This is a genomic window from Tardiphaga sp. 20_F10_N6_6 (assembly GCF_052076045.1).
Lineage (GTDB): Bacteria > Pseudomonadota > Alphaproteobacteria > Rhizobiales > Xanthobacteraceae > Tardiphaga > Tardiphaga robiniae.
Genome location: NZ_CP197239.1, coordinates 453,202 through 477,998 on the forward strand (window position 1 = coordinate 453,202; position 24,797 = coordinate 477,998).

The 24,797-nt window shown below is 61.2% G+C and carries 21 protein-coding genes and 1 tRNA gene; 10 read left to right on the top strand and 12 right to left on the bottom strand.

Annotated elements, in window-relative coordinates; all coding sequences use genetic code 11:
• Positions 1-281 precede the first annotated feature (281 nt).
• The gene (locus AB7813_RS02025; RefSeq protein WP_439063674.1) at positions 282-2,342 is read left to right on the top strand and encodes a PQQ-dependent dehydrogenase, methanol/ethanol family; all 2,061 of its coding nucleotides are present in this window, start codon (positions 282-284) and stop codon (positions 2,340-2,342) included.
• A gap of 102 nt (positions 2,343-2,444) precedes the next feature.
• Positions 2,445-5,126 carry a PAS domain S-box protein gene (locus tag AB7813_RS02030; protein WP_439058168.1) on the top strand — a complete coding sequence of 894 codons (2,682 nt, stop codon included), beginning with the start codon at positions 2,445-2,447 and terminating at the stop codon, positions 5,124-5,126.
• A gap of 9 nt (positions 5,127-5,135) precedes the next feature.
• On the opposite strand, the gene AB7813_RS02035 is transcribed toward AB7813_RS02030, so the two are convergent.
• A complete protein-coding gene (locus AB7813_RS02035) occupies positions 5,136-5,495 on the bottom strand; it encodes a GrlR family regulatory protein (RefSeq protein ID WP_089267259.1) in 360 nt (119 codons plus the stop codon).
• Between the two features lie 402 nt (positions 5,496-5,897).
• On the opposite strand from AB7813_RS02035, the gene AB7813_RS02040 reads away from it, so the two are divergent.
• Entirely contained in the window at positions 5,898-6,350 is a 453-nt protein-coding gene (locus AB7813_RS02040) for a hypothetical protein (protein ID WP_439063675.1), read from the top strand.
• A gap of 4 nt (positions 6,351-6,354) precedes the next feature.
• Here the strand turns inward: AB7813_RS02040 and AB7813_RS02045 are convergent, their stop codons facing one another.
• Positions 6,355-7,554 (bottom strand): MFS transporter, encoded by a 1,200-nt coding sequence (locus AB7813_RS02045; protein ID WP_439063676.1) that lies wholly within the window; start codon positions 7,552-7,554, stop codon positions 6,355-6,357.
• Between the two features lie 497 nt (positions 7,555-8,051).
• Between AB7813_RS02045 and AB7813_RS02050 the strand changes: the two genes are divergently transcribed.
• Positions 8,052-8,291 carry a hypothetical protein gene (locus tag AB7813_RS02050; protein WP_093758827.1) on the top strand — a complete coding sequence of 80 codons (240 nt, stop codon included), beginning with the start codon at positions 8,052-8,054 and terminating at the stop codon, positions 8,289-8,291.
• Here AB7813_RS02050 and AB7813_RS02055 read toward each other — a convergent pair.
• From AB7813_RS02055 to AB7813_RS02065, 3 genes are all read right to left on the bottom strand, one after another.
• Entirely contained in the window at positions 8,260-8,598 is a 339-nt protein-coding gene (locus AB7813_RS02055; RefSeq protein WP_320443929.1) for a hypothetical protein, read from the bottom strand. The genes AB7813_RS02050 and AB7813_RS02055 overlap by 32 nt on opposite strands.
• A 44-nt stretch (positions 8,599-8,642) precedes the next feature.
• A complete protein-coding gene (locus AB7813_RS02060) occupies positions 8,643-8,861 on the bottom strand; it encodes a hypothetical protein (RefSeq protein WP_093759133.1) in 219 nt (72 codons plus the stop codon).
• Between the two features lie 158 nt (positions 8,862-9,019).
• Positions 9,020-9,331 carry a pilus assembly protein PilZ gene (locus AB7813_RS02065; RefSeq protein ID WP_089267262.1) on the bottom strand — a complete coding sequence of 104 codons (312 nt, stop codon included), beginning with the start codon at positions 9,329-9,331 and terminating at the stop codon, positions 9,020-9,022.
• 275 nt (positions 9,332-9,606) lie between these two features.
• Here AB7813_RS02065 and AB7813_RS02070 point away from each other — a divergent pair, with 275 nt between their 5' ends.
• A complete protein-coding gene (locus AB7813_RS02070) occupies positions 9,607-10,530 on the top strand; it encodes a hypothetical protein (RefSeq protein ID WP_439063677.1) in 924 nt (307 codons plus the stop codon).
• 46 nt (positions 10,531-10,576) lie between these two features.
• Here the strand turns inward: AB7813_RS02070 and AB7813_RS02075 are convergent.
• A tRNA-Arg gene (locus tag AB7813_RS02075) sits at positions 10,577-10,653 on the bottom strand.
• Positions 10,654-10,758: 105 nt separating this feature from the next.
• Here AB7813_RS02075 and AB7813_RS02080 point away from each other — a divergent pair.
• Complete coding sequence (locus AB7813_RS02080; RefSeq protein WP_439083588.1) at positions 10,759-12,189, top strand: O-antigen ligase domain-containing protein; 1,431 nt, start codon at positions 10,759-10,761, stop codon at positions 12,187-12,189.
• Here AB7813_RS02080 and AB7813_RS02085 read toward each other — a convergent pair.
• The gene (locus AB7813_RS02085; RefSeq protein ID WP_439063679.1) at positions 12,186-13,259 is read right to left on the bottom strand and encodes an acyltransferase family protein; all 1,074 of its coding nucleotides are present in this window, start codon (positions 13,257-13,259) and stop codon (positions 12,186-12,188) included. The genes AB7813_RS02080 and AB7813_RS02085 overlap by 4 nt on opposite strands.
• A 228-nt stretch (positions 13,260-13,487) precedes the next feature.
• On the opposite strand from AB7813_RS02085, the gene ilvA reads away from it, so the two are divergent.
• Positions 13,488-15,005, top strand: a complete 1,518-nt coding sequence (gene ilvA / locus AB7813_RS02090) for a threonine ammonia-lyase, biosynthetic (RefSeq protein WP_439063680.1) — start codon at positions 13,488-13,490, stop codon at positions 15,003-15,005.
• Positions 15,006-15,165: 160 nt separating this feature from the next.
• Positions 15,166-15,618: a hypothetical protein gene (locus tag AB7813_RS02095; protein ID WP_439063681.1), complete on the top strand. Its 453-nt coding sequence runs from the start codon at positions 15,166-15,168 to the stop codon at positions 15,616-15,618.
• 35 nt (positions 15,619-15,653) lie between these two features.
• Here the strand turns inward: AB7813_RS02095 and AB7813_RS02100 are convergent, their stop codons facing one another.
• The 3 genes from AB7813_RS02100 to AB7813_RS02110 form a co-directional block, all read right to left on the bottom strand.
• Entirely contained in the window at positions 15,654-17,858 is a 2,205-nt protein-coding gene (locus AB7813_RS02100) for a TRAP transporter permease (protein ID WP_120290224.1), read from the bottom strand.
• 45 nt (positions 17,859-17,903) lie between these two features.
• Positions 17,904-19,055, bottom strand: coding sequence for a TAXI family TRAP transporter solute-binding subunit (locus AB7813_RS02105; RefSeq protein WP_439063682.1), 1,152 nt, complete (start codon positions 19,053-19,055; stop codon positions 17,904-17,906).
• 178 nt (positions 19,056-19,233) lie between these two features.
• On the bottom strand, positions 19,234-19,455 hold the full coding sequence (locus AB7813_RS02110) for an acetyl-CoA carboxylase biotin carboxyl carrier protein subunit (RefSeq protein ID WP_068730696.1): 222 nt from the start codon (positions 19,453-19,455) through the stop codon (positions 19,234-19,236).
• Positions 19,456-19,693: 238 nt separating this feature from the next.
• On the opposite strand from AB7813_RS02110, the gene AB7813_RS02115 reads away from it, so the two are divergent.
• On the top strand, positions 19,694-20,662 hold the full coding sequence (locus AB7813_RS02115) for an IclR family transcriptional regulator (protein WP_320443935.1): 969 nt from the start codon (positions 19,694-19,696) through the stop codon (positions 20,660-20,662).
• Positions 20,592-22,148 (top strand): acyl-CoA carboxylase subunit beta, encoded by a 1,557-nt coding sequence (locus AB7813_RS02120; protein ID WP_439063683.1) that lies wholly within the window; start codon positions 20,592-20,594, stop codon positions 22,146-22,148. The genes AB7813_RS02115 and AB7813_RS02120 overlap by 71 nt, the downstream gene beginning before the upstream one ends.
• Before the next feature lies 1 nt (position 22,149).
• Here AB7813_RS02120 and fabF read toward each other — a convergent pair whose 3' ends face one another.
• Together fabF and AB7813_RS02130 are read right to left on the bottom strand one after the other, a co-directional pair.
• Positions 22,150-23,412, bottom strand: a complete 1,263-nt coding sequence (fabF, locus tag AB7813_RS02125; protein WP_439063684.1) for a beta-ketoacyl-ACP synthase II — start codon at positions 23,410-23,412, stop codon at positions 22,150-22,152.
• A gap of 50 nt (positions 23,413-23,462) precedes the next feature.
• Positions 23,463-24,746, bottom strand: a complete 1,284-nt coding sequence (locus tag AB7813_RS02130; protein WP_175366060.1) for an MFS transporter — start codon at positions 24,744-24,746, stop codon at positions 23,463-23,465.
• Between the last annotated feature and the right edge of the window lie 51 nt (positions 24,747-24,797).

Genomic DNA, 24,797 nt, shown 5'->3' on the forward strand with positions numbered 1-24,797 from the left:
TTGATCGCTTATATCTCACCAGATGGTTCAAAAGATCTCCGCGATCTTTGCGATGCAAAACGCGTCAGAGAAAAATCTGGAACTGTTCTCATCTGTTGACGATTCAACTCCTGCGCGTAACATCGCGACAGGCCCGCCAGAGGCCATTGGGAGTGAAATGCATGAGACAGCTTGCTCGTCGGGGCGCGCCCTTGCGTCCATTTTTCAACGGGACACTCAACTCACATAGAATACTGCACCGTTGGCTCCGAACATCCATCGCAGTAGCGCTCGGCGCGACGTTGTTGGGCGGTGCCGCCAACGCACAGACCAAGGGCACACCGGATCACATAAAGGCGGTTACATCGGCAATCGATAGTGCCGCGATCACAGCCAATACGGCGACGTCCAAGGACTGGCCGACTTACGGCCTTGATTATGCCGAGACGCGCTTCAGCAAGCTCAATCAGATCACGGCCGAGAATGTCAAAGATATCGGCTTGATGTGGACGTACAATCTGGAATCCATCCGCGGCGTCGAAGCGACGCCGCTTGTGGTGGACGGCATCATGTATGTGTCGGCGCCATGGAGCGTGGTGCATGCCGTCGATACCCGGACCGGCAAGCGGCTATGGACCTTCGATCCCGGCGTAGATCGCGAGAAGGGCTATCGTGGCTGCTGCGATGTCGTGAATCGCGGCGTCGCGCTCTACAAGGGCAAGGTGTTCGTGGGGGCTTATGACGGCCGGCTGGTCGCACTGGATGCCGCGACCGGCACGAAGGTCTGGGAGAAGGACACGGTCATCGACCGCAAGATGTCCTATACGATCACCGGCGCGCCGCGCGTGTTCAACGGCAAGGTGGTGATCGGCAATGGTGGCGCCGAATATGGCGTGCGCGGTTACGTTACGGCCTATGACGCTGAGACCGGCAATCAGGCATGGCGCTGGTTCACGGTGCCCGGCGATCCGGCCAAGCCGTTCGAGGACGACTCGATGGCTGCCGCGGCGAAGACCTGGGATCCTGCCGGCAAATACTGGGTCAATGGCGGCGGCGGCTCGGCCTGGGATACGATCACCTTCGATCCCGACCTGAACATGGTCTATATCGGCACCGGCAACGGCTCGCCGTGGAATCGCAATCTGCGCAGTCCGGGAGGCGGCGATAATCTCTATCTCGGCTCGATCGTCGCGCTGAATGCCGATACCGGGAAATATCTCTGGCACTATCAGGAAACGCCCGGCGACAACTGGGACTATACCTCGACGCAGCCGATGATCCTGGCCGATCTCACCATCGACGGCGCACCGCGCAAGGTGGTGCTGCACGCGCCGAAGAATGGCTTCTTCTTCGTCATCGACCGCACCAACGGCAAGTTCATCTCTGCCAAGAACTTTGTCGATGTAAACTGGGCCACCGGCTACGACGCCAGTGGTCGTCCGATCGAGGTCCCGGAAGCCCGCTCGCCGGACAAATCCTTCGACAGCATTCCCGGACCGTTCGGTGCCCATAACTGGCATCCGATGTCGTTCAATCCGCAAACCGGGCTGGTCTATCTGCCGGCGCAGGGCGTGCCTCTGAACCTCACTGGCGAGAAAACGCTGGTGCAGAATGCGCCGGGCTCGAACAAGTTCGGCGGTACCACCGGCTGGAATGTCGGCTTCTCGCTCAATGCCGCGCCGCCGAAGAACCCGCCATTCGGTCGCCTGATTGCGTGGGATCCGGTGAAGCAGAAAGAAGCCTGGCGCGCTGAGTATATCGCCCCCTGGAATGGCGGTACGCTCACGACGGCCGGCAATCTCGTGTTCCAAGGGACCGCGGACGGCCGCTTCATCGCCTACAACGCCAAGACAGGTGAGAAGCTTTGGGAGACGCCGGTCGGCACCGGCGTGGTGGCCGCACCTGCGACCTATATGGTCGATGGCGTGCAATACGTCTCGGTGGCGGTCGGGTGGGGCGGCGTATTCGGCATCACCCAGCGCGCGACGGATCGTGAGGCGCCCGGCACGGTCTACACCTTTGCCATTGGCGGCAAGGCGCCGTTGCCAGCCTTTACCAAGTACCAGATCGGCAATCTGCTGACCGGGGTCAAATACGATCCCGCTCACGTGCCGGAGGGGACTTCGATCTACGTTAATGCCTGTGCGACCTGCCACGGCGTGCCCGGCGTGGATAAGGGCGGCAATGTGCCCAACCTGGGCTATGTCCCCACCGAGACCATCACCAACCTGAAGGACATCGTCTTCAACGGGCCATTCAAGGACAAGGGCATGCCTGATTTTACCGGCAAGCTCACGGAAGCGGATGTGGTCAAGATCCAGGCCTTCATCCAGGGTACAGCCGACGCGATTAGGCCGAAATAAACACCATGCTGGACGGTTCGGCCCGATCGGGCCGTCCAGCATGTTCCCCCGGCGGCTGAAGTCGGGATATATTGGGACGCTCTGAAGTCCGGTCCCACAACCATGTCCTCTGCCATTGCGGCATTCTTTCAGCGGGTCCGATCGTCCTCGCTCTCGATCGGCCAGCTGACTTTCAGCGGGTTCCTGCTGGTGTTGACGGTGATCCTCATCACCAGCATCGCCAGCGTGGTTGCGATCCGTCATATTGACAATACCTTCGCCGAGCTTGAGCGGCTGCAGAGCGTCGGCGATCTGGCCGAAAACATCGACCGCCGCCTCATCAGCCTGCGGCTGGCTGCACGCGATTTCGTCACCGATCCCGATGCACAGCCGGAAAAGGTCTCGCAGGCTGCCACGGCGCTCGGCGATCTCCTGAAGAAGACCCGGATCGAGCTTGCGCCCGAGCAGCGCGACATGATCGACGGTGTCGACGCGCGGTTGACCAAGTACCGCGAAGGGATCGAGCGCGTCTCATCGCTGATCGCACGTCGCTCCGCTATGCTGGCGACGCTCCCGCCGCTCCGCGAGCAATTCGAGAACGCCGTTCCGGATGTGACGAATTCAAATGCCGCCAAGGCCATGTTCCGGGCGCAGAACGAGATCGCGGCGGCTTTGCTGGCGCGCGATCCGATCGGAGCCGAGCAGGCCGCCCAGCGCATGCGTGCGCTGCCGATCAGCACGCCCGCGCTTCGTGCGGCCGCCGATGCCTACACCGATGCAATCATATCGATTTCGGAAACCGAGAGCGAGATCGCCGATCTCGACAGGGATGTGCTCGGGGCGGAAGGCCGCCTGATCGGCCGGGTGACCGAATTGTTGCGGGAGCTTAGCGCCCGTCGTGGCCGGGTGCTGTCGCGCGAGTTCGCGCGCACGCTGACCGAGGCAAGATGGCAAAGCATCATCCTTGGCACGGCGGGCGTTCTGGTCGGGCTGTTGGCGGCACTGTTCGTGGTGCGGCGGATCGTGAAGCCGCTGAAGGCGATTGCCAAGTCGATCCGTGCACTAGCTGGCGGCGCCAAGCACACGCCGATCCCGGCCATGGATCTGGAGAATGAAATCGGTGACATTGCGCGCGCCGCGGAGGTGTTCCGCAAGACGCTGGTCGATGCCGATGCCGCGCGCGAGGCGGCCTTGCATGCGTTGGCCGAGCAGAGGCTGGCGGAAGAGAGTTATCGCAAGCTGTTTGAAGGATCCGTCGATGGCATCTATGTGACGACGCCGGCAGGTGCGTTGCTCAATGCCAATCCGGCACTGGCGCGGATGATGGGGTATGATTCACCGGAAGACCTGATCCGCGCCACGCTGGATATCTCGCGCAACATCTATGTCGATCCCGCGGCGCGCGCCGAGTATCAGCAGCGCATGGCAAGCGACGGAATGGTGCGCGAATTCGAGTATCAGGTCCGTCAACGGCACGACACGGTCCTCTGGCTGTCCGACAGCGCCACGGCGGTCCGCGACGAGAATGGCGAGGTTGTGCGCTATGAGGGAACAGTTCGCGACATCACCAACCAGAAACATGCCGAAGCCGCGATCAGGGAAGGTCGCAGGTTGCTGCAGCAGGTCATCGATACCGTTCCTGCCGTCATCAACGTAAAAGACACCGATCTGCGATACGTCTTGATGAACCGGTATATGGCGGGGATTTTCGGCATCGAGCCCGGTGAGGCGATTGGGAAAACCACTGGCGAGTTGATGATGCGCTTTGGCGCGTCGAAGACCGACTCGCCTGACAAGATGGTGCTGGCGACCAGGAAGGGCCTCGGTTTCTACGAGGAAGAGTACAAGGACGCTGCCGGTGTGATGCGGCAGTGGCTGGTCAACAAGCTGCCTTTGCTGACGACCGATGGTGATATCCAGAACATCGTGACCGTGGCGCTCGATATCGGCCAGCGCAAGCGCAGCGAGCAGGAGATGCTCAAGGCCAAGGACGCCGCCGAAACGGCGCTACGCAATCTGCGTGAGACGCAGAATTCGCTGATCGAGGCGGAGAAGCTCGCGGCGCTTGGGCGGCTGGTTGCCGGCGTGGCCCATGAGGTCAACAATCCAGTGGGCATCAGCCTGACCGTGGCGTCATCGCTGGAACGCAAGATCGCGCTGTTCGGCGAGGAGGTTGCGCGCGGCGAGCTGCGCCGCTCGACCCTGACTGAATTCATCGAGTCCAACCGCGACGCGGCGGCACAATTGGTCGCCAATCTTAATCGCGCGGCTGAGTTGATCCAGTCGTTCAAGCAGGTTTCCGCTGACCGCAATTACTCGGACCAGCGCGTCTTTGATCTCGCCGATCTCACCGAGCAGGTGGTGATGAGTTTGAAGCCAGGATTACGGAAACAGAAGCTGGCGCTTTCGGTCGACTGCAAGCCGGGATTGACGATGAACAGCTATCCGGGTCCGTATGGTCAGGTGCTGACCAATCTGTTCCTCAATTCCGTCGCTCATGCTTTCCCCGATGGCAATGGTGGCTCGGTCGAGATCAAGGTGCAGGAAGCCGGCAACGATCATGTGGAAATTCTTTTTGCGGATAACGGCGTCGGCATGAGCCCGGAGGTCCGGCGGCGTGCTTTTGACCCGTTCTTCACGACGCGCCGGGATCAGGGTGGCACAGGCCTGGGTCTGCACATCGTCTACAGCATCGTCACCAGCCGCCTCGGTGGTCGTCTGCATCTGCAGTCCGACCCGGGGCAGGGAACGCGCATCCAGATCATCCTGCCGCGCGTCGCGCCGCTGGAGATGGCTGCGGAATAGCGGACGCTGCTACTGCTGAAATTCCGCAAGCTTGCGCAGTGTCGCGCGGAATATCTGGCTGTGCTTGCCGACGAGCGCTGTGCCGTTCATCGTCGCCGACGTATCCGTGAAAGTACCCGACAGACCGATGCCGACCGGTTGGCTCTGGCCACCGAACAGTGGACTCATGTCAGGGCTGGGCGTGTGCTGCATGACGGAAACCTCGCCCTTGAAGGTGCCGGCTTCCTTGTTGAGAACATAGGTACCGACGTAGAACAGGTACGCGTCGCCGCCGAGCAGTTCGCCTTCGCGAAAGGTTACAACACCGCTGCCCTTGCCTGAACGCCCGTCGAGAAGCTCGACATGGATCGAGTAGAGTCCATTCTTCATAATAGCCCGATGGCGCAAACCCGTCCCTTGGTTGCGCAATCAGAAGTATTGCAAAGACCGTATACCAACGTCAACGCATTCGCGGGCGCTGTTGGTGCACGAGCGAAAGACCGAGTGACGCAGGTGCGCTCGCTTGCCGCCTTGGCACTTCGCGACGAGGGCGTTCTTAAATACCTCTGCCATTGAAGTTATCACCACAAATTCGCTGCAGTGCGAAGAGAGCCTGCCGGTGCTAATGGAGAATCGCCTATCGTTTGATTGGGCGTCTGTCGCGAAGTTGAAGCGCAGCCGTTCTTCGATAGTCGTATGATGCGCTTTGCGTGAGTGACTACGGAAGAGGCGGGCACGTTGCCCGCGACAAACCTGAACATCATTGTGCCGGCCGGGGGCTGGAGCAAGCAAATGAGCGACTGGATGACTTCCGGCGCCGACGCGCCGTGTTCGCCAACTACTATCTCTCACGATCGACGCGTCCGGCGTCGTGCAGGCAGGCTGAAGCTGAGAGTGCCGACCTTGTGTGTTGCGGCTCTGTTATCTGTGCCGCTGATGCAATCGGTCGCAGCGCGCGATCGCGGACAATTCGCCAATACCAGCCCCGATCTGAAAGCCTGGTTCGATAGTCTGCGCAGCGGCAAGGGTCCGTGTTGTTCCGATGCAGACGGCAGCGCCGTCAGCGATGTGGATTGGGAATCCAACAGCGGGCACTACAAGGTGCGGATCGACGGGATGTGGCTCGACGTACCTGACGAAGCTGTCATCACGGTGCCGAACCGCGTCGGTCGCACCATGGTGTGGCCGATACAGGGTTCGTCCGGCACAGTGATCCGTTGTTTCATGCCAGGTAGCATGACATAGCCGGTCACGACGCCCGGCGGCTCGATGCGAGTGCGGCGATCAGCGAGATCGCCGCGAGGACGATCACCACTGCGCCATAGATATCAAGCGTCAGCGGCAGGCCGAGTGTCGGGATTGCCAAGCCTGCGACGATAGTCGGCAGGCTGAAGGCGAGATAGCAGATGATGAAAATTACGGAGAGCAATCCAGCGCGTTCATGCGCGGGGACAAGCGGCACAACGGTCCGGATGCTACCGAAGAATCCGGCGCCAAAGCCAAAGCCGGCAATGATCGTGCCGACCAATAGTTGTGGGACGCTTTGTGTGTAGACCCCGCCCAGCGTGATCAGCACGCCGAGAATAAGACACGCCATGCTGCGGACCAGAATGGTGGTGCCGGGCCATTTGTGTGCCACCAGCATCGAGGCGGCACCGCTCAAGGTCAGCGCTGTCACGGCGAGTCCACCAAGGAGAGGCGAATTCGATCCGGTGATGAGCCGGAGCAGCGAGGGCATCAGCGACAAGTAGAACCCGCCCAACGCCCAGACGGCGATGTTGCCCGGCGAGACCAGGGTCAAGGGTTGTCGCACGTGAGGCGGTACGGTCACGATCGGTCGGAGCGACGCCCATGCGCCGGGACGACGCGCAACCGTTTCCGGCATCCACCACAGCAGAATGGTTTGTATGAGCGTTGCTACGAGGAGCAGCAGATAGACCAGTTGCGTCGGCATTGGCGCGTAGCTGACGAGTACGCTGGATAGCAACGCGCCGATCCCTGTGCCCGTTACAGGCGTCAGGCTGTTCATCAACGATCCGTGCGCGCGATTCAGATCGAGCATGGCAGCACCGATGGTGCCGAAGGCAATGCCGGTTGCAAATCCCTGAATGGTGCGGGCGGTGATCAGTGCCACGACGGAATCTGCGGTAATGAAAACCAGGAGTGCCACGACATTCAGGATCAGCGCCGAGAACATCACCGGTCGGCGACCGATATAATCCGACAATCCCCCGACCGTCAGCAGCGCAACCAGCAGACTGAGCGCATAGGCGGAGAACACCGTCGTGACCATGACCGGCGAGAGGTGCCAGTGGTCCTGATAGATCCGGTAGAGTGGTGTCGGTGCGCTGGCGAACATGGCGACAGTGCCGAGGGTTGCGATCTGAAAAATAATGGCAGCGCGACGCGTCATCACGCCTTTCGGCCGGGCGTCGAGATTGCTGGACATCGGGGAAGGGACCTAATGGACAAGGTGGGGCAAGCCCAATGGTCGCTTCCGTCCTTGATTGATTTTACCGCTGTCCAATGCTCGCTCAGGTGATGCGCGGAGCAACAGCAGAGAAAGATGATGCATGCATGGCCAAGCCTTCACAACGGCGGCTGGCTCGCGCGCCCTGTGCGAGATTGCATGGCTCGTCTGGATCGCGCCCCTTAACACGGCGCGAATCTTTCCTATACTCAGGCTGTCACGAACAATGAAAGGAGGTGGTCCAGTGTCTAATTCCAAGCGCTGTCACCTCGCTGAGGCCGCCCGCTAGGCTCACTCTTTGAGCTTCGGAAGGGCGTCTCGGCGCCTGGTTCAGCGAGAACAGGGAAGGGGCGCGCCGAGTGATCGGTGCGCCCTTTCTTCTGAGCGCAAACCTGTCGCGCCGTGAAACATGACGCTTGATCTGCCGGTCATCCGTGACAATCTATCAGACGTTGCTTGTGTCCGGAGTAGCAGCAATGCCGGGAACACCGCGCGATCTGGCGGAGAGAATGGCCGCGCGCCAGCAGCGGCGTGCCATCGATGACGGCTATGTGCGCGAGAGCTTCACACAGCCACGCGAAAACGCCCGCAAGACGGCGCGGGCGTTTTTGGACCGGTTTCCGAAGCAGGCTTACATGAGTGAAGTTGAGCGCTGGCGCGAGCTGCCAGACGGCGACATTGAATTTACGATGCGGCGGCTGCGGACCGCTGATTGAGCTGACAGGCGGCAATCATCTGGCTGATGTCGTGCTCGCTCATGCCTGTAACGGCCGATTTCTCGACTGGATCGGCAGCACATGCGTGGATCGCATAGCCGATATCGAGAAGACGACGCGGCGGATCTTCCTCGCCCAGGCCGACTTCCATCACCAAGCCACTCTCGACGGCATGCCGCCAGACATCGGATTTGTTGGGGAAGGCCTTACTGACTTTGACCGAATTTGAAAACAGCGCGTAGGGCATGCGGCAACCTCCGTGATGAGGCGATAACGCGGAATATGGCATCTGGTTGCGCTGCAGCAAGCCCCACTTTCGTTATCCACGAGGTCGTGATGATCGGTCGGCCGTCAGTCCCGCTGGGTAATCCGCAATTCCAGCAGCGCCATGGTCTGGAGCATCGTGGGATCGCGTTCACCCTCGCTTGTGGTGCGCAGGATGCTTTCGGCGATGGATTGCACGTGAGCGGAGTTGACGGGATGCGGCAGCGTTGAAACAGCTCCGTCCAGCGCTTGTTTCATCACTGAGATTGTGTCTGGCGGAAACGCGGCATGGGAAAAATTCTTCACGGTGGCTCCCGGGTTCAAACGGATAAACGCACCCAACTGTTCACGGGATAACAAGAGTTCGGGCGCGCGAATGTTCCTGCCGCAAAGTTGGGCAGATCCGTGGAGGGGCGTCAGCGCTGCGTGTCGGGTGCCAGGTTCCGGAAACGGTCGCAGGGATGTCAGGATTCGGTGTCGGCCGGCCGAGCGGCTTTCTTCTTGGCGCCCTGTCGCAGAAATGTCGCGCCGATTTCCTCGCCATTGACCCAGGCCAGCTCGCAGCGACGGAACGCCAGTCCTGTGGACGACAGCAGCAGGAAGAATTCCTTGAGATTGATGCCCTCAATCGAACTCTCGACGATAAGGCGTGCGCCCGTCTCGGACACGTCCATGATGCGGCAACTGCGGCGCCATGTGCCGTCAATGGCCATGAGCCAGACAGGGAAACCGCGCTCGAACGCGACGCGGCCAGCATTTGGTTTTTCAGGGGTCATCGACGCTTCCTTGGCGCCGGGGATTTTAAATTGGATGGTGGTAACGGCTGGTAAATGCCGCTGACGGCAGACTTTGCGGTTCAGCACGCCATCGAGATGTTGTTTTCAAAGAGCGCCGTGGCGCACAGCCTTATTCGGTTGAATCGTGCAACCGCAACGACGGGTTTCAGACGCGGCGGTTGTGGAGGTGCGCGTTAACGGAATGGTTACAAGCTGGTGCAATGTAAAGTGGAATCCCTGGCTTGTTGAAGGGCCTCGGCGGAGCACGTTACTGCATGAACACGCCAGCTGCCCTGATATCTGCCGGCGTGGGTGCAGCGTTTTTTGCGGCTGCATCCGTGTTCTATTATCAGCCGTCCTTCATTCGGCCCGACTATGCGCTAGATGCCATCCTGACAACCAATAACTCGAAGGCGCGTGCTGCAGTCACGCGACTCTTGCTCAATCCGTCATCTGCGCAATTCGATGGCTTGCGGTCGGTCCAGGTCGATAACAGGAAATATGTTTGCGGCAGCGTGAACGCCAAGGACAAATCGGGAGCTTACACCGGGCATCGAGCTTTCGTTTACACGGTCGCCATCGACTTTGCGCGTATCGACGACGATGGAGAGATCGCGCAACGGCACGATGCGTACAAGGCTTGTCCGGTCTCTGAAGAAGAAGAGAAGCTGGCTCAACAGAAGATCGGCATATCACCCAGTGCGCTCCAGGCGATCAAGCTGGTTCAAAAGACGCTGCCGACAGCCGATCCGTCAGTGCTTACGGATATGGCGTCGCAACTATCACCTGCGGGCAGTGGACCGGCCGGGACGACCGAGCAGCAACTCGGACGTCTGGCAGGCCAACCCGGCTCGGGCGGGCAGCAATCGGGAAATCAGACATTCAAAACCACGCCCGGCCCCGAATCCAACTGGCGTGCCGACAAGCCGCCGACCGCGTGGCCAGTCTTTCCGCCGGACCACGTGTTGGCAAAGCATGTGCAGAAACGAACGAATGCCGAGGCGTTGGTGCTGGCAAAATCGGTTGAAGATCTCTGGGCGAAGTCCAAAGCGGGAACCTCATCTCAGCGGCCTTCGCCGGACGAAATTCGGGAAGCCCTCCGGGCTCTGATGGCCATTGATGCCAAGAGTGCCGAGTTTCCCCAAGCTTGGGCGGCATTCGTGCGGCTGCGGACGATCGAGCGCGAAGCGAGCGCCTAGTCCCTGGAAAAGCCGAATGGACACAGGCGTTTAAGGGCACCTGTGATGGTGCACTCGGAGCGATTCGAACGCCCGACCCTCGGAATCGAAATCCGATGCTCTATCCAGCTGAGCTACGAGTGCGACGGCGGCACCATAGCGGCGAAAGTCGCAAAAGCTAGCCCCGCGATGGGGGAGCGCAGCGGTTTTGCCTAACGTCGGGGAGGCTGCTCGCTATAGTCTGCCTTTATGAATCAAGGCCGACTCAAATCCGGTCCGGTGGATTTCGTCCTGTCCGGGTGGCTACCGACTGCGCTGCTTCTGATCGTGACCTTGGTGGTCGGTCCCGCGCTGGGCGGATTGTCGCGTCCGCTCTTCGTGGTCGGCTGCGCCGCTGCCGGCTGGCTGGCCTGGCAACGCAGCACTGCGGCCCATATCCAGTCGGCCATCCTGCTGTTTGCCTTCGCACCATTCGTGCGGCGCGTGGTCGATGTGTCGGTCGGCTACGACGCGGCCAGCATCATGCTGATCGGGCCGCTGTTGTTCATCCTGACGCCGTTACCGAGCCTGTGGACGTTGCTGTCCTCCCGCGAGCAGTTGCGCGATCCCTGGCTGATCGCGCCGGCCATCGTGCTGGCCTGCATCGCTTACGGTGCCATGCTGTCGGTTTTTCAGAATGACTGGATGAGCGCTGCGACAGGTGCGTTGAAGTGGGCGGCGCCCGTGCTTTACGGCATCGCTCTGCAGCAGCGCGCAAGGTCCGATGGCGAGCTCGTCAATGCCATGGCGCGTATCTTTCTGGTGGTGCTGCCGCTGACGGGTCTCTACGGCATATGGCAATATGTCGATCCGCCGAGTTGGGATCGGTTCTGGATGAACTACGCCTCGATCCTGTCGGCAGGGTATCCGCTGCCCTATATGGTGCGCGTCTTCAGCACGATGAACGGGCCCGCCACTTACGCGACCTTCACCGCAACGGGACTGCTGTTGCTGGGCTTCCTGAGACCGGGATGGCAGTCGCTGATTGCCCTGGCGCCCGCTGCACTGGGCCTGTTGCTGTCGCTGTATCGGACCGGCTGGATCGCGCTCGCGCTGGCCGTGGTGTTCTGCATGGTGTTTCAATCCACACGGCGGCGGGCGCTTGCGACCGGACTTGGCATCGTCGGCGCAGCCATGGCGGCGGTCCTGTTCACGCCCTTCGGCGATGTGATCACCGAGCGGCTGCAGTCGCTCGGCAGCGGTTCCGAGGATGGCAGCGGCAACGAGCGTCTCGAAGAATTCGTGACGCTGTGGAATACACCTGACAGCATGGTGGTGGGGTCTGGCTTCAGCTTCACCGATATCGGTGTCGCGGGCACTATGCCGGTCGATGGCCAGATCATTGCGAGCTGGCTCACGCTCGGCATTCCCGTCGGACTGCTCTGTTTGGCAGCCTATATCTGGGTCGGGGTCTGGAGCACGTCTGCGGCATGGCGGATGCCGACCAAAGAAGGCGTGGTGCTCGGCGCTCTGTCGCTCGGCGGTATCCTGATTCACTTGCCCCTGACCAGTATCTCGTCAGGTGAGATATCCGCTCTGTTCTGGATGATTTTCGCGATGGCCTGTCCGCACGACCAAACTGTCAGACCTGCCGAGGATGCCGCGATGCCCCTGGAGCAGGTGCGGACCGGCAGAGTTTAGTCCGATCGGGCCGCCTGGCTGACAAGCGGAGCGGGTGCAGGTTTGCGCCTCGGCAGTGGCGCAAGCCCGAGTGGTGCCAGCAGGTTCAGTCGCTGCAACACGACATGGGTTACCATGGGCAAGATCACGCCGGCCGCGGTGCCTGCGAGGAGATAGACCCATGGCATTGGCGGCATGTGCAGCATCTGCATGATGATCCGCGTGCCGGATCCCGCCATGATGTGCAGCACATAGATCGTCATGGACATCACGCCGACCAGTGCCAGCCAGCGGTGCCTTGTTTCGTCGAGCAATTTGCAAAGTAACACGGTGCTGGTGATGCCGAGAATACAAGCCGGAAACGATGCTATGCCATTTGCGTCGAAGCCGGAGAGCTGTCCTCCAACGGCGACCGCAGCAGCGAAAGCAGTGGCGATCACGGTCAACATGGTCCAGCCCGTTCGCCCATGAGGCTGCCACGCCATCACGATGCGGGTTGCATAGAGTCCCGCGACATAGAACGGCAGGTGATGCATGGTGAGCGCAAGATCGGGGCGGATCGGCAACAGCATGAACACGATCAGGCCAGCGAGCGCGACGACAATCATGATGGTGCGATTGGGAATGAGCACCGCCAATATGTGGCAAATCATCAGGGCATATAGAAACCAGAATTGCGCCATCGGCCGATACCAGATCGCCACGAGGTCGCTGGCGGTGATGGGAATATTGGCATTGCGTGATATCAGCATGATCACGCTGCCCTGGATCAGCGACCAAAGCACATAAGGGTAGGCGATCGTCCATGCCTTGCTGGTGAGGAACGCGCGAGTGCCGCGTGTGAGGCTGTGCTGTACGTTCAGGCCCGCGAGAAAGAAGAACAGCGGCATGTGGAACGTATAGAGCGTATAGCTCATCCACTGCGCGAGCGGTCCGTCAGGAAACAGATGTGGCTGTATCAGGCCGCCGAGTACGTGGCCATAGACCACGAGAATGACGCCTATACCGCGTGCAAAATCAATCCAGACCTGACGCGTGCGATCGGTCCGCGATCTTGGTGCTTCTGCATCTTCGGCTGGCGATAGTTGCATCGTAGGACATCGCTGGTTCTGAATATCTGGATCAGCAAGACAACATACGCCGAGAGCCGTACACCATCGTTAACGCCGATCCATGAAATGGCGGTCGGGCGTTCATAGGTGCTTTTCTGGAGAACAGGCTTGATTTCTCGGTCATTTCGGTGCCCATCTGCGCCGACAAGCTGTCGGCAAGCCGTTCTGTGGCCAGTTCGGTCTCTGCCACATGTTCGAGGGCTACCTGTGACTGACTACGTTCGCAAAATCCTGGACAGCCGCGTCTATGACGTCGCGATCCAGACGCCGCTGGACCCGATGGTTCGGCTGACCGCGCGCATGGGAAGCCCCGTGCTGCTCAAGCGCGAGGATTTGCAACCGGTGTTCTCGTTCAAGATTCGCGGCGCGTACAACCGCATTGCGGGGTTGTCCGCGGAGCAGCGCGCGGCCGGCGTGATTTGCGCGTCGGCTGGCAATCACGCGCAAGGCGTGGCGCTGTCAGCGCAGCGGCTGGGGATCAAGGCAACCATCGTGATGCCGGTGACCACGCCGCCGATCAAGGTCGATGCTGTCAGATATTGGGGCGGCAATGCCGTGCTGTTCGGCGACACGTTCGACGAAGCAGCGGCGCATGCGCGCAAGCTCGAGGCCGAGCAGAAGCTGACCTTCGTGCATCCCTATGACGATCCCGACGTGATCGCGGGGCAGGGCACCATCGGCATGGAAATCCTGCAGCAGCATCCCGATCCCATCGAGGCGGTGTTCGTGCCGATCGGCGGCGGCGGGCTTGCGGCCGGCGTTGCCTCCTTCATCAAATTTCTGCGCCCGGAGACCAAGGTCATCGGTGTCGAGCCCGTCGATGCCGCATCGATGAAAGCCGCGATAGATGCTGGCGAGCGCGTCGTCCTCAATCGCGTCGGTCTGTTTGCCGACGGCGTGGCCGTGCGCCAGGCTGGCGTCGAAACATTCCGTCTCTGCCGCGAATTGCTCGATGACGTGATCACGGCGGACACCGACGAGATGTGCGCTGCCATCAAGGATATTTTCGAGGATATGCGCGTGATTGCGGAGCCGGCCGGCGCCTTGGCGCTGGCAGGATTGAAGAGCTATGCCGCGAACAATCCTACGCGCACCGGTGCGCTGGTCGCCATCAACAGCGGCGCCAACATGAATTTCGATCGTCTGCGCCATGTTGCCGAACGTGCGGAGGTGGGCGAGGCCCGCGAGATCCTGCTGGGCGTGACCATTCCGGAGCAGCCCGGCAGCTATCGCCGCTTTATTCAGACCATCGGCAATCACAACATCACCGAGTTCAACTATCGCTATGCCGATGCCAAGGAAGCCAATGTCTTTGTCGGCCTGAAGCTGAGTGGCGCCAAGAACGACAAGGGCGAGCTGATCGGGCAGTTGCAGGCGCTCGGCTACAAGGTGCTGGACATCAGCGCGGACGAAACCGCCAAGCTGCACATCCGCTATATGGTTGGCGGGCGAGCACCGCCGGCTTTGCGGGACGAGGTTATCCTGCGCTTCGAGTTTCCGGAGCGTCCAGGCGCCTTGCTGAAATTCCTCGATCAGATGGGGGCGGACTGGAACATCACGCTGTTCCACTACCGTAACCACGGCGCGGATTACGGCCGGGTGCTCGTTGGGATTGAAGTCCCGCAGGCCGACCGCCCGACCCTGACGCAGCGGCTGACGTCGCTCGGCTATCCCTATGAGGATGAAACGCAAAATCCGGTCTACCGGATGTTCCTGAACGGCTAGGCCGGGTGGGGCAGAGAGTGAGGCAGGGCCGGTTTCTGCCTTTTTTTCGCTCAAAGGCGATGCTTAACGGAATACTAGCACTGTCCGGCCAGAGTCGGGCGGTGTGCTGACGCCGGAAAAAGGGCGTTGGCTTGGGGTCCCTTACCGGTTTCATCACGCGATGCGTCTTTCGCTGCTGCCTGTCCTGTTGTCCCTGCTGGTGCTGTCTGTGGCCCCGGCACGGGCAGATTTGCGCATCACCCGGGACCACGGCGGCTATGTCGAAGAATACAAGGCCAAGTATGAGCGCATCCGCGACCGCAAGGAGCGGGTGATCATCGACGGCATCTGCAATTCGGCCTGCACGCTGGTGTTCGGAATCGTGCCGATGAACAAGGTCTGCGTGACTCCGCGCGCCAGTCTTGGCTTCCACCAAGCCTATTACGACAAGGCTTTCACCTTCGGCATGAAGGTGATCAGCTACGAGGGCACCTCGGACCTGATGGCCTATTATCCGCCGCCGGTGAAAGACTGGCTTGCGCGTAACGGCGGTCTCACGCCGGAAATGAAGAAGATCAAGAACGGCATGGATCTCTGGAAGATCGTCGATCCCTGCCCGGAAGAGTTCTTCTAGCTTTCAATCTTCAATCGACCTGAATGCCTTCGCGATTATAACACGGCGAGCCGCGCATCGCCGCGCCTGATCAGCGCCAGCGCGATCAGCACCGTCGGTGCGAGAATGCAGGCGGCGAGGGCAATGATCTGCCACTGCGACAGCGGATTGATGCCGCCTCCGGGTGTCGCCATCACGAAGCCACCGATCACCAGCAGCACACGTAGCGGCCATTCCATTGCGCCCGCACGGCGCAGATCGCCCACATAGGCCTGATAGCCCTGAATGCCGCCGCAGATGAAGACGATGCCGAGACAGGCAAGGCCGGTAAGGCCGAACGCTTCGAGGTAAGGGCTGTCGCCCTGCAGTAGGAGCGCCGGATTCAGCACGAAGAAGAACGGGATAAAATAGATGATGCTGCCGACCCACATCGACTCCCAGCCGGTCTTCATCGCCGGCGCGCCGGCGATGCCGGCGGCGGCAAAGGAGGCGATGGCGACCGGTGGCGTGATCGAGGACAGCATGCCCCAATAGAAGATGAACATGTGCACGGCCATCTTGTTGAGGCCGAGCTTCTCCAGCGCCGGTGCGACAAGGATAGCGAGGAAGATGTAGCAGGACGTCGTCGTCAGGCCGAGGCCGAGGATCAGGCTGGTGAAGGCGCACATGATCAGTAGCAGGAAGACGTTGCCGCCGGCGATCGCCAGAAGGTCGTTGGCCAGGCTCGAGATTACGCCGGTGAGCGAGAACGCGCCGATCAGCAGGCCACAGCCGGCGAGAATGGCGATCAGTTCGACGAAGGTCTTACCGTTGAGTTCGAGGAAGTGGATCCATCGTGCGCCGCCCCAGTTCTTGCCGGGGAAGAATTCATTGAGCGCTGCGAGGATGCACATCCCCCACAGATAGGCGTTCTGCAGATCGAGCCAGACCATTAATCCGGTCAGCACAATCGAGAGCGCCAGGACGGCGGTGTTGCCCTTCTTCCACGGTGCCGGGCCTGACCATTGATGCAGGATGACCAGCAAAGCGGTGGCGTAGAACGGCGCGTGGCTCTCGCGTTTGAAGTACAGCAGCATCACGACAAGGATCGCGATGACAAAGAGATAGTACCAGCCCTCCTTGAGCGCGTCCATGAAGCGAGGCAGTTCCTCGCGCGGGATGCCTTCGAGCTTGTGACGCGCGGCGTAGCTGTCGACCTGCGCGAACAGACCGAAGTAATACAAGATCGACGGAATGGTGGCGGCGAGGGCGACGTCGGCATAGCTCGTGTTCATGAACTGCGCCATGACGAAGGCCGTCGCGCCCAGCACCGGTGGCGCCAGCACGGCGCCGGTGGACGCGCAGGCTTCGATCGCTCCTGAATAGGACGGCGTGAAGCCGGTTTTCTTCATCGCGGGGATCGTCATCGTTCCGGCGGTGAGCACATTGGACACGATGCTGCCGCCGACGGTGCCGAGCAGGCCGGATGCAAAGATGCACACCTTTGCCGCGCCACCACGGAAGGTACCGCACATCGCGAAGGCAATGTTGATGAAGAACTTGCCGGCACCGGTCATCATCAGCGCCGTGCCGAACACCAGGAAGCCGATCACGGTGTCGGCAAAGGCCTGGATCGGAATGCCGAGCAGGCTCTCCCCAGATAGCACGTGATAGGCCGTGGTCTGCTCCAGCGTCGACTGGGTGCCGCGGAACGGTCCGAGCCATTTGGCGTCGGCAAACAGTGGATACAGCGTGAAGGGGAAGACGCTGAGCAACAGGCTCCAGCCGCCGGTGCGGCGCAGCGCCTCCATCAGCACGAACCACATCACGAGGCCTGCGGCGATCACGGGTTTAGGTGCGCCGTCGAATTCCCAGCCAAATTGCGCGGCCTTGCGGATGTTCATCATCAGGAAGATCGCGGCCGCGAAAGTGGCGACGAACAATACGACGTCGTACCATGGCACACGGTCGAGATCGGCCTTCGACGTTCCCGGAAAGATCAGGAACGTGAACGGCAGCATCAGCGCGATTAGCAGATAGAAATATTCGGTGTTGAGTTGCGTGACATCGACAAAGAAGCGCAGCGAAAATTGCTGGTTGATGCAGAGCAGGATGGTTGCGAGCGTGGCCAGTATCAGCGCCCAGCGCCACACGCCGTGCAAGGCGCGAACGCGCGAGACCTCGGACTCCTGGAGGTCGGCGACTCCATGGGGATCGTCGAGTTCCATTTTTACGGGAATGTCGGATGCGGGCCGCGCATGATCGGGTGACGAAATTGACATAATGGCCCCGATTATTGTTCGCGGTTACAGCTAAAAATAACGACGTTATTCGAAGCCGTTCGGCATGCCGGCCTTCTTGAGCGCAGCCGCGCGGGCAGTCATCCAGCCGTCGAGAAACTCCTTTTCACCGGCTGATGCACTGGCCTTGGCGTATTCGCTCCATGCGGCCTTCAAGACGTCCTGCCGCTTCAGCAGTCCGTCATTGTGTGTCTGGTCTTCTGGCGTCCAGTTGCCGGCTTCCTTGAGCGCTTTCACGGCGCCGGGATGAAACGGAACGACCCATTTCATGGACTGCGCCTTTACGGCGAGGCCTAACGCGCCTGGTGCGTTGTCCTTGTAGGCGTCAAAGTTGACGATCATCGCCTTGGTGATCGCGTAGATCTGATCTTCCGCCTGCAAGCCGTAGACGGTCGCGACGGGGTAGGGGTAGGTGCTCATGTTGACGGGCGCTGATGCCGTGATGCCCGCGCCGCAGGTCGCGACATGTGGATTGAAAAACGGTGCCACACGCTTGACGCGCTCCCAGCCGGCCTTGTCTTCCGCGGGGAGGGGCGGCCAGATGATGCCGCGCGGCGATGTCTCAACTTCCTTGGCCGGGCCAGTGATGGTGGTAGCAAAGGCGGCGTCGACGTCGTTGTTCACCATGCCTTTCCACATTGCGCCGTAGCTTGCGAACTCGATCGGCTTGATGTCTGCCTTGGTGAGACCGCCGAACGCCATGATGGCAAGCGAGTTCTGGTTCAGGGCAGGTGAGCCGACGACGAAGCCGACGCGTTTGCCGCGTAGATCCTTGATCTCCTTCACGCCGATATCGCGAGCGACGCCGAGCGAGGCGCCATTACAGTCGATGGTCGACAGCGTGACCTGCGCTGGCTGAGGACCCCATTCCTTGACGCCGAATTCGAACACGCCTTCCTGCGCGAAGTAGATGCCCGAGCCCATCCAGGCGATCGTGGCGCGACCGGCGCGCAATGGCGCCAGCCGCGCGACATCATTGCCGGCAGGCAGCACACGCACATCGGTGGAGTATTTGTCCTTCATCATCTTGCCGACAGCGACGGCGATGTTGAAGCCGGCGGTGCCGGTGTCGTAGGCGGTGACCGCCATGGTCGGTGGAAGCTTGATATCCTGTGCGCATACAGCGCCGGTCGAACTGAGCACGCCAACGGACGCCAGCGCGATAAGCCGGTGAAGCATTTTCCCCTCCAGATGCATTCGCTTTGCGAATTGCTTTTTATTGTTCAGCGATCATGTCATCGCCGTCAGGCGCTGGCAATGTCCTGAGGCCGTTCGCTGGATGATGGGAGCGGTCACCATCTCAGACAGAATGCCGCAGCACATTGGTAAGGCAGTCGAGGTCGTCAGTGCATTCTGCTCACGTCTCGACTGTGCCGAGCAACTGTCCTTCCGCGACCACGTCGTCGACCGCGACGATCATCGATTTGATTTTACCTGCGGCAGGAGAGGCGACCGGAATTTCCATCTTCATGGCTTCGACAAATGCCACTTCGTCGCCTTCATTTACGGAATCGCCGGTTGCGAGCGGCAGTGAGCAGATGCGGCCGGCGACTTCGCTGAGGATCTTGATCTCTGGCATGGTGTTCTCCGCGATCACGCGGGCGGCTGCTCGCTATAGGTGTAGCGCCGACGCGACCGGACAATCCCTAAGAATGAGAAGAAACGAGCAGCTTGGTGTTGTCGCCGCAGATTGCCTGAGGTAGCGTAGCCCGCAAGTGGAATATAATTCCGCAGAGTGGAACGGGACGGCGGCGCACATCGGGGCAATCCAACGGATTGGCTCCCCGTGAGATGCGTCGTTTTAAGGGAAACGCATCATGGGACGACGTTCGGAACGGCTCAGCAAACAAGGCATGCTCGCCAGCGATCTGGCAGGCGACGGCGATGTGATCCAGGTGGTCTCGCGCGCCTTTGATATTCTTCGCTGCTTCGAGGGCCATGATGCCCGGCTTGGTAATCTCGAAATCTCCAATCGTTGCGGCCTGCCGCGCTCCACCGTATCGCGCCTGACGCATACGCTGACGCGCATGGGCCAGCTCGCCTATCTGCCGGCAGATCAGAAGTACCGCATCGGATCGAGTGCGGTCGCGATGAGTGCTTCGATGATGCGGGGACTTCAGGTGCGCAACCTGATCCGCCTGCGTTTGCAGGAAGTGGCGGAGCAGGTACCTGGCACGATCGGCTTCACGATTCCCGATCGTTTCCACATGGTCTATCTCGAATATGCCCGCGCCGATCACGCGCTCGGATTGCATTCGACCACCGGCAGCCGCATTGCCATGGGCCGGACTGCAGCCGGTCATGCCTACACCGCAGCGCTCGACGAAGACGTGGGCAATGCTCTGATCAACGATATTGCGCGCGAAATGCCCGAGGACGCCAAGATCCTGCGCGGCAAGATCGTTGGGAACCGTGAATGTCTGCGTGACAACGGCTACGTCCTCGCAGGTGGCCTTTGGTCGCCGCATATTACCGGCATTGCGACGCCGATCTGGTCGCCGCAGTATCAGACCTATGTGGTCGTCACCATCGGTCTGCTTGCCGCCATGTATGACGAGCAGCGCCTGCAGGACGAGATCGCTCCGATCCTGCGTCAGCTTAGCGGCACGATCAGCATGATGGTTCAGAATGCAGATAGCGGCCTGACCAGTGCGCCCGTTCCAGATGCGCCTCCCGCGCCAACAGCTCAGAAAAAAATGCTCCCGGAGGGAATGAATGAACTGGAAGCCGGAACTCGACGACCTCGCCCGGCGCGAAGCCTTCGCGCGGGAGATGGGGGGCGCTGACAAGGTCAAGCGGCAGCATGACCAAGGCCGGCTCACAGTTCGTGAACGTATCGACAGACTGATAGATGCAAAAAGCTTTCACGAAGTCGGGGCAGTCTCCGGCATTGGTGAATACGATGCGTCTGGCGAGCTGAAGCATCTGACGCCGGCGAATTGCGTGTTCGGTCGTGGCAAGATCGACGGCCGGCCTGTCGTCGTTGTTGGCGATGACTTCACCGTGCGCGGCGGTTCGGCTGATGCGTCGATCTCGGCCAAACCGCTGATGGCCGAGGAAATGGCGCACGACTTCCGGCTGCCGATCATTCGCGTGATCGAAGGTTCTGGCGGCGGCGGTTCGGTCAAGACCATCGAGACCAGGGGCGCAGCCAATCTGCCGGGCGGTGTCGGGGGCACGCGCTGGTACTGGTACACGACGTCCAATCTGGCGCAGGTGCCGGTCGTTGGCCTTGGCCTTGGTTCAGTCGCCGGCCTCGGCGCTGCGCGGCTCGCAGCCAGCCATTATTCGGTGATGACGAAGAATTCCGCGATGTTCGTCGCCGGGCCTCCCGTTGTCGCGCGCCTCGGCCAGTCGCTTGAGAAGAAGGAACTCGGCGGCGCCGATATCCAGACGCGCGCTGGCGGCGTCGATCACGCCGTGGAGACAGAAGAGGAGGCCTTCGCCTGCGCGCGACGCTTCCTGTCCTATCTGCCATCGTCCGTCTATGACTTGCCGCCCACGATCGCCTGCAATGATGATCCCGAACGTGCGGAAGAATCTCTGCTGAAGGCCGTGCCGCGCAATCGTCGGCAGGTCTACAAGATGCGCCCGATCATCGACGCCGTCGTCGACAAAGGCTCGTTTTTCGAGATGGCGGCGAATTTCGGCCGGCCGATCATCACCGGTTTTGCGCGTCTCGAAGGCCGTGCGGTACTGCTGCTTGCCAGCGATCCGTTCCACTATGGCGGCTCGTGGACCGCGGAAGCCTGCCAGAAGGTCGTGCGCTTCGTCGACCTCGCTGAGACGTTCCATCTGCCTGTCGTCTATCTCATGGATTGCCCGGGTTTCATGATCGGGCTCGATGCGGAGAAGGCAGCGACCATCCGTCACGGCGTGCGCGCCATGGCCGCGGTCAATCAGACCACGGTGCCGTGGTGCACGATCATCATCCGCAATGCGTTCGGCGTCGCTGGCGTGGTGCATCAGCCGGCCGACCGGTTCTCGATGCGTTACGCATGGCCTTCGGCCTATTGGGGCTCGCTGCCGCTGGAAGGTGGCATCGAGGCGGCCTATCGCGCCGAGATCGACGCGGCGGACGATCCAAAGCTCAAGCAGCAGGAAATCGAGGAGCGCCTCAACAAGCTGCGCTCGCCATTCCGTTCGGCCGAGAAGTTCTGGGTCGAGGAAGTCATCAACCCCACGAAGACGCGCTCGCTGCTGTGTGAGTTTGCACGTCTTGCCGAACCGCTCCGCACGGCAGGTCCGTCACGGCTCGCGATGCGGCCGTAAGCTATATTCGCCGCAGTAGCACGCTGGCGTTGACGCCGCCGAAGCCGAAGCCATTCGAGAGCACGTGCTCCATGGCCATCGGCCGCGCCTTGCCGCGGATCAGATCGATGCCATCGGCAGACGGATCGGGATTTTCGAGATTGAGCGTGGCCGGAGCGATCTGGTCACGCAGCGCGAGGATTGCGTAGACCGCCTCAAGCCCTCCGGCTGCACCGAGCAGGTGGCCCGTGGCGGATTTGGTCGAGCTTACAGCGACTCCGCCGTTCGTTCCGAAGATCGACTTGATCGCTTCGAGCTCGCCGTGATCGCCGACCGGAGTCGATGTCGCGTGGGCGTTCAGATGCTGGACATCGGCAGGCGTGATGTTGGCCTGTGCCAGAGCGATATCCATCGCGCGCCTGGCGCCGTCGCCGTCCTCGCGACCGGCTGTCATGTGGAACGCATCGGACGTCGTGCCGTAGCCGATCAGTTCGGCGATCGGCTTCGCGCCACGCGCCAAGGCATGATCCAGTTCCTCAAGCACCACGACGCCGGCGCCTTCGCCCATGACAAAGCCGTCGCGGTCGCGATCGAACGGGCGCGAGGCGCGCTCCGGATTGGCGACGAAGTCGGTGGAGAGCGCGCGAGCGGCGGCGAAGCCGCCGAGGCTGACACGGTCGATACAGGCTTCGGCACCCCCGGCGATGGCGACATCCGCTTCGCCGGAGCGAATGAGACGTGTAGCGTCACCGATCGCCTGCACACCGGCGGCGCAGGCTGTCACGGGCGCGCCGAGTGCACCTTCGAAGCCGTAGCGGATCGAGATATGACCGGCCGCAAGATTGACCAGGAACGAGGGCACGGTGAACGGCGACAGCCGGCGGATGCCCTTGGTATCTGTCGTGCGGACCGCGTCGGCAATTGCCGGAAAGCCGCCGATGCCCGAGGCGATGATCGTGGCCGTGCGCTGCCGTTCTCGCGCATTCTTGGGCTGCCAGCCCGCCTGCGCAATGGCTTCATCGGCAGCCATCAGCGCAAACAGGATGAAGCGATCCATCTTCTTCTGATCCTTGCGCGGCGCAGCCTTGTCAGGATCGAAACCGCCTTCCGGATCGTTCGCGATGTCGGGTACCTGGCCGCCGACCTTGGCGGCGAGATCAGTGGTCATGGCTTCCGGCAATAGACGAATACCGGATTGACCGGCGAGCAACCGGGACCAGTTGATCTCGACGCCGCAACCGAGCGGCGACACCGCTCCCATCCCCGTAATGACAACGCGGCGCATGATGAATTCCCGTTCTGATATGAGTGGCGAGCGGCCTGATCCCGCGGGGATCAGGCGGTCGCGACCTTCTTGTCCTTTGAAATCGCCAGCACGATCAGCGCTGCAATAATACATAGCGCACCTGCCGCGAAAAAGGCAGGCAGATAGCTGAGCAGTACCGTGCGCGACAGGCCAGCGCCGAATGCCGCCGTTGCTGCGCCTAACTGATGGCCGGCGAAGATCCAGCCGAACACCAGACCCGCGCGTTCGGGACCGAACTTGGACGCGGTGAGGCGCACGGTCGGCGGCACGGTGGCGATCCAGTCCAGGCCATAGAACAGCGCGAACAGCGACAGGCCATAGAACGAGAAGTCGGTGAACGGCAACGCCAGCAGCGAGAGGCCACGCAACCCATAATACCAGAACAGCAGATAGCGATTGTCATACCGGTCGGATAGCCAGCCCGACGCGATGGTACCGACGAAATCGAACACGCCCATCGCCGCAAGTAGGCCGGCCGCCTGAATCTGCGGGATGCCGAAGTCGAGGCACATCGGGATCAGGTGCACCTGCACGAGCCCGTTGGTGCTGGCGCCGCAGATGAAGAACGTGGCGAACAGGATCCAGAACACCTTGGTCTGGGCAGCATCGCGCAGGGCACCGAGCGCTGCCGCCATGATCGGCGAGGTGTTCGGTGGTGGAACGGCCAGCGGTTCGGTGCTGGTGTCGCCATAGGGGCGAATGCCGATGTCGCTGGGACGGTCCCGCATCACCAGCAGCACACCGAGTGCGGCTATGGCCAGCATCACGCACATCAGCGCCAGTGCCCAGCGCCAGTTGCTGTGCTCGGTGATGCTGGCGAGGATCGGCAGGAAGATCAACTGGCCGGTGGCCGCGCTCGCGGTGAGGATACCCACGACGAGGCCACGGCGTGCGCTGAACCAGCGCGCTGCGACGGTGGCGCCGAGCACCAGCGCCGTCATCCCAGTGCCAATGCCAACGGCGACGCCCCAGAGCGCCATCAACTGCCAAACCTGCGTCATCCCAAGCGACAATATGAGGCTTGCAGCAACGACGAGCAGGGCAATCAGCGTGACGTTACGCAACCCATAACGGTTCATCAGCGCCGCGGCGAACGGCGCCATCAGGCCGAACAGCACGAAGCGGATCGACATGGCGGAGGAAATCTCCGCGGTGCTCCAGCCGAATTCCTTCTGCAGCGGCACGATGAACACGCCGGGCGCGCCAACCGCGGCAGCGCTGACCAGCGCCGTCACGAAGGTTACGGCGATCATCGCCCATCCGTAATGGATATTGCGGCGGGCGAGGGCAGTCGAGAGCCATCCGGAAATCATCGGGTTTCCTGCAATCAATGAGAAAAGGCGTCGCGACGACCATCGCCGCGA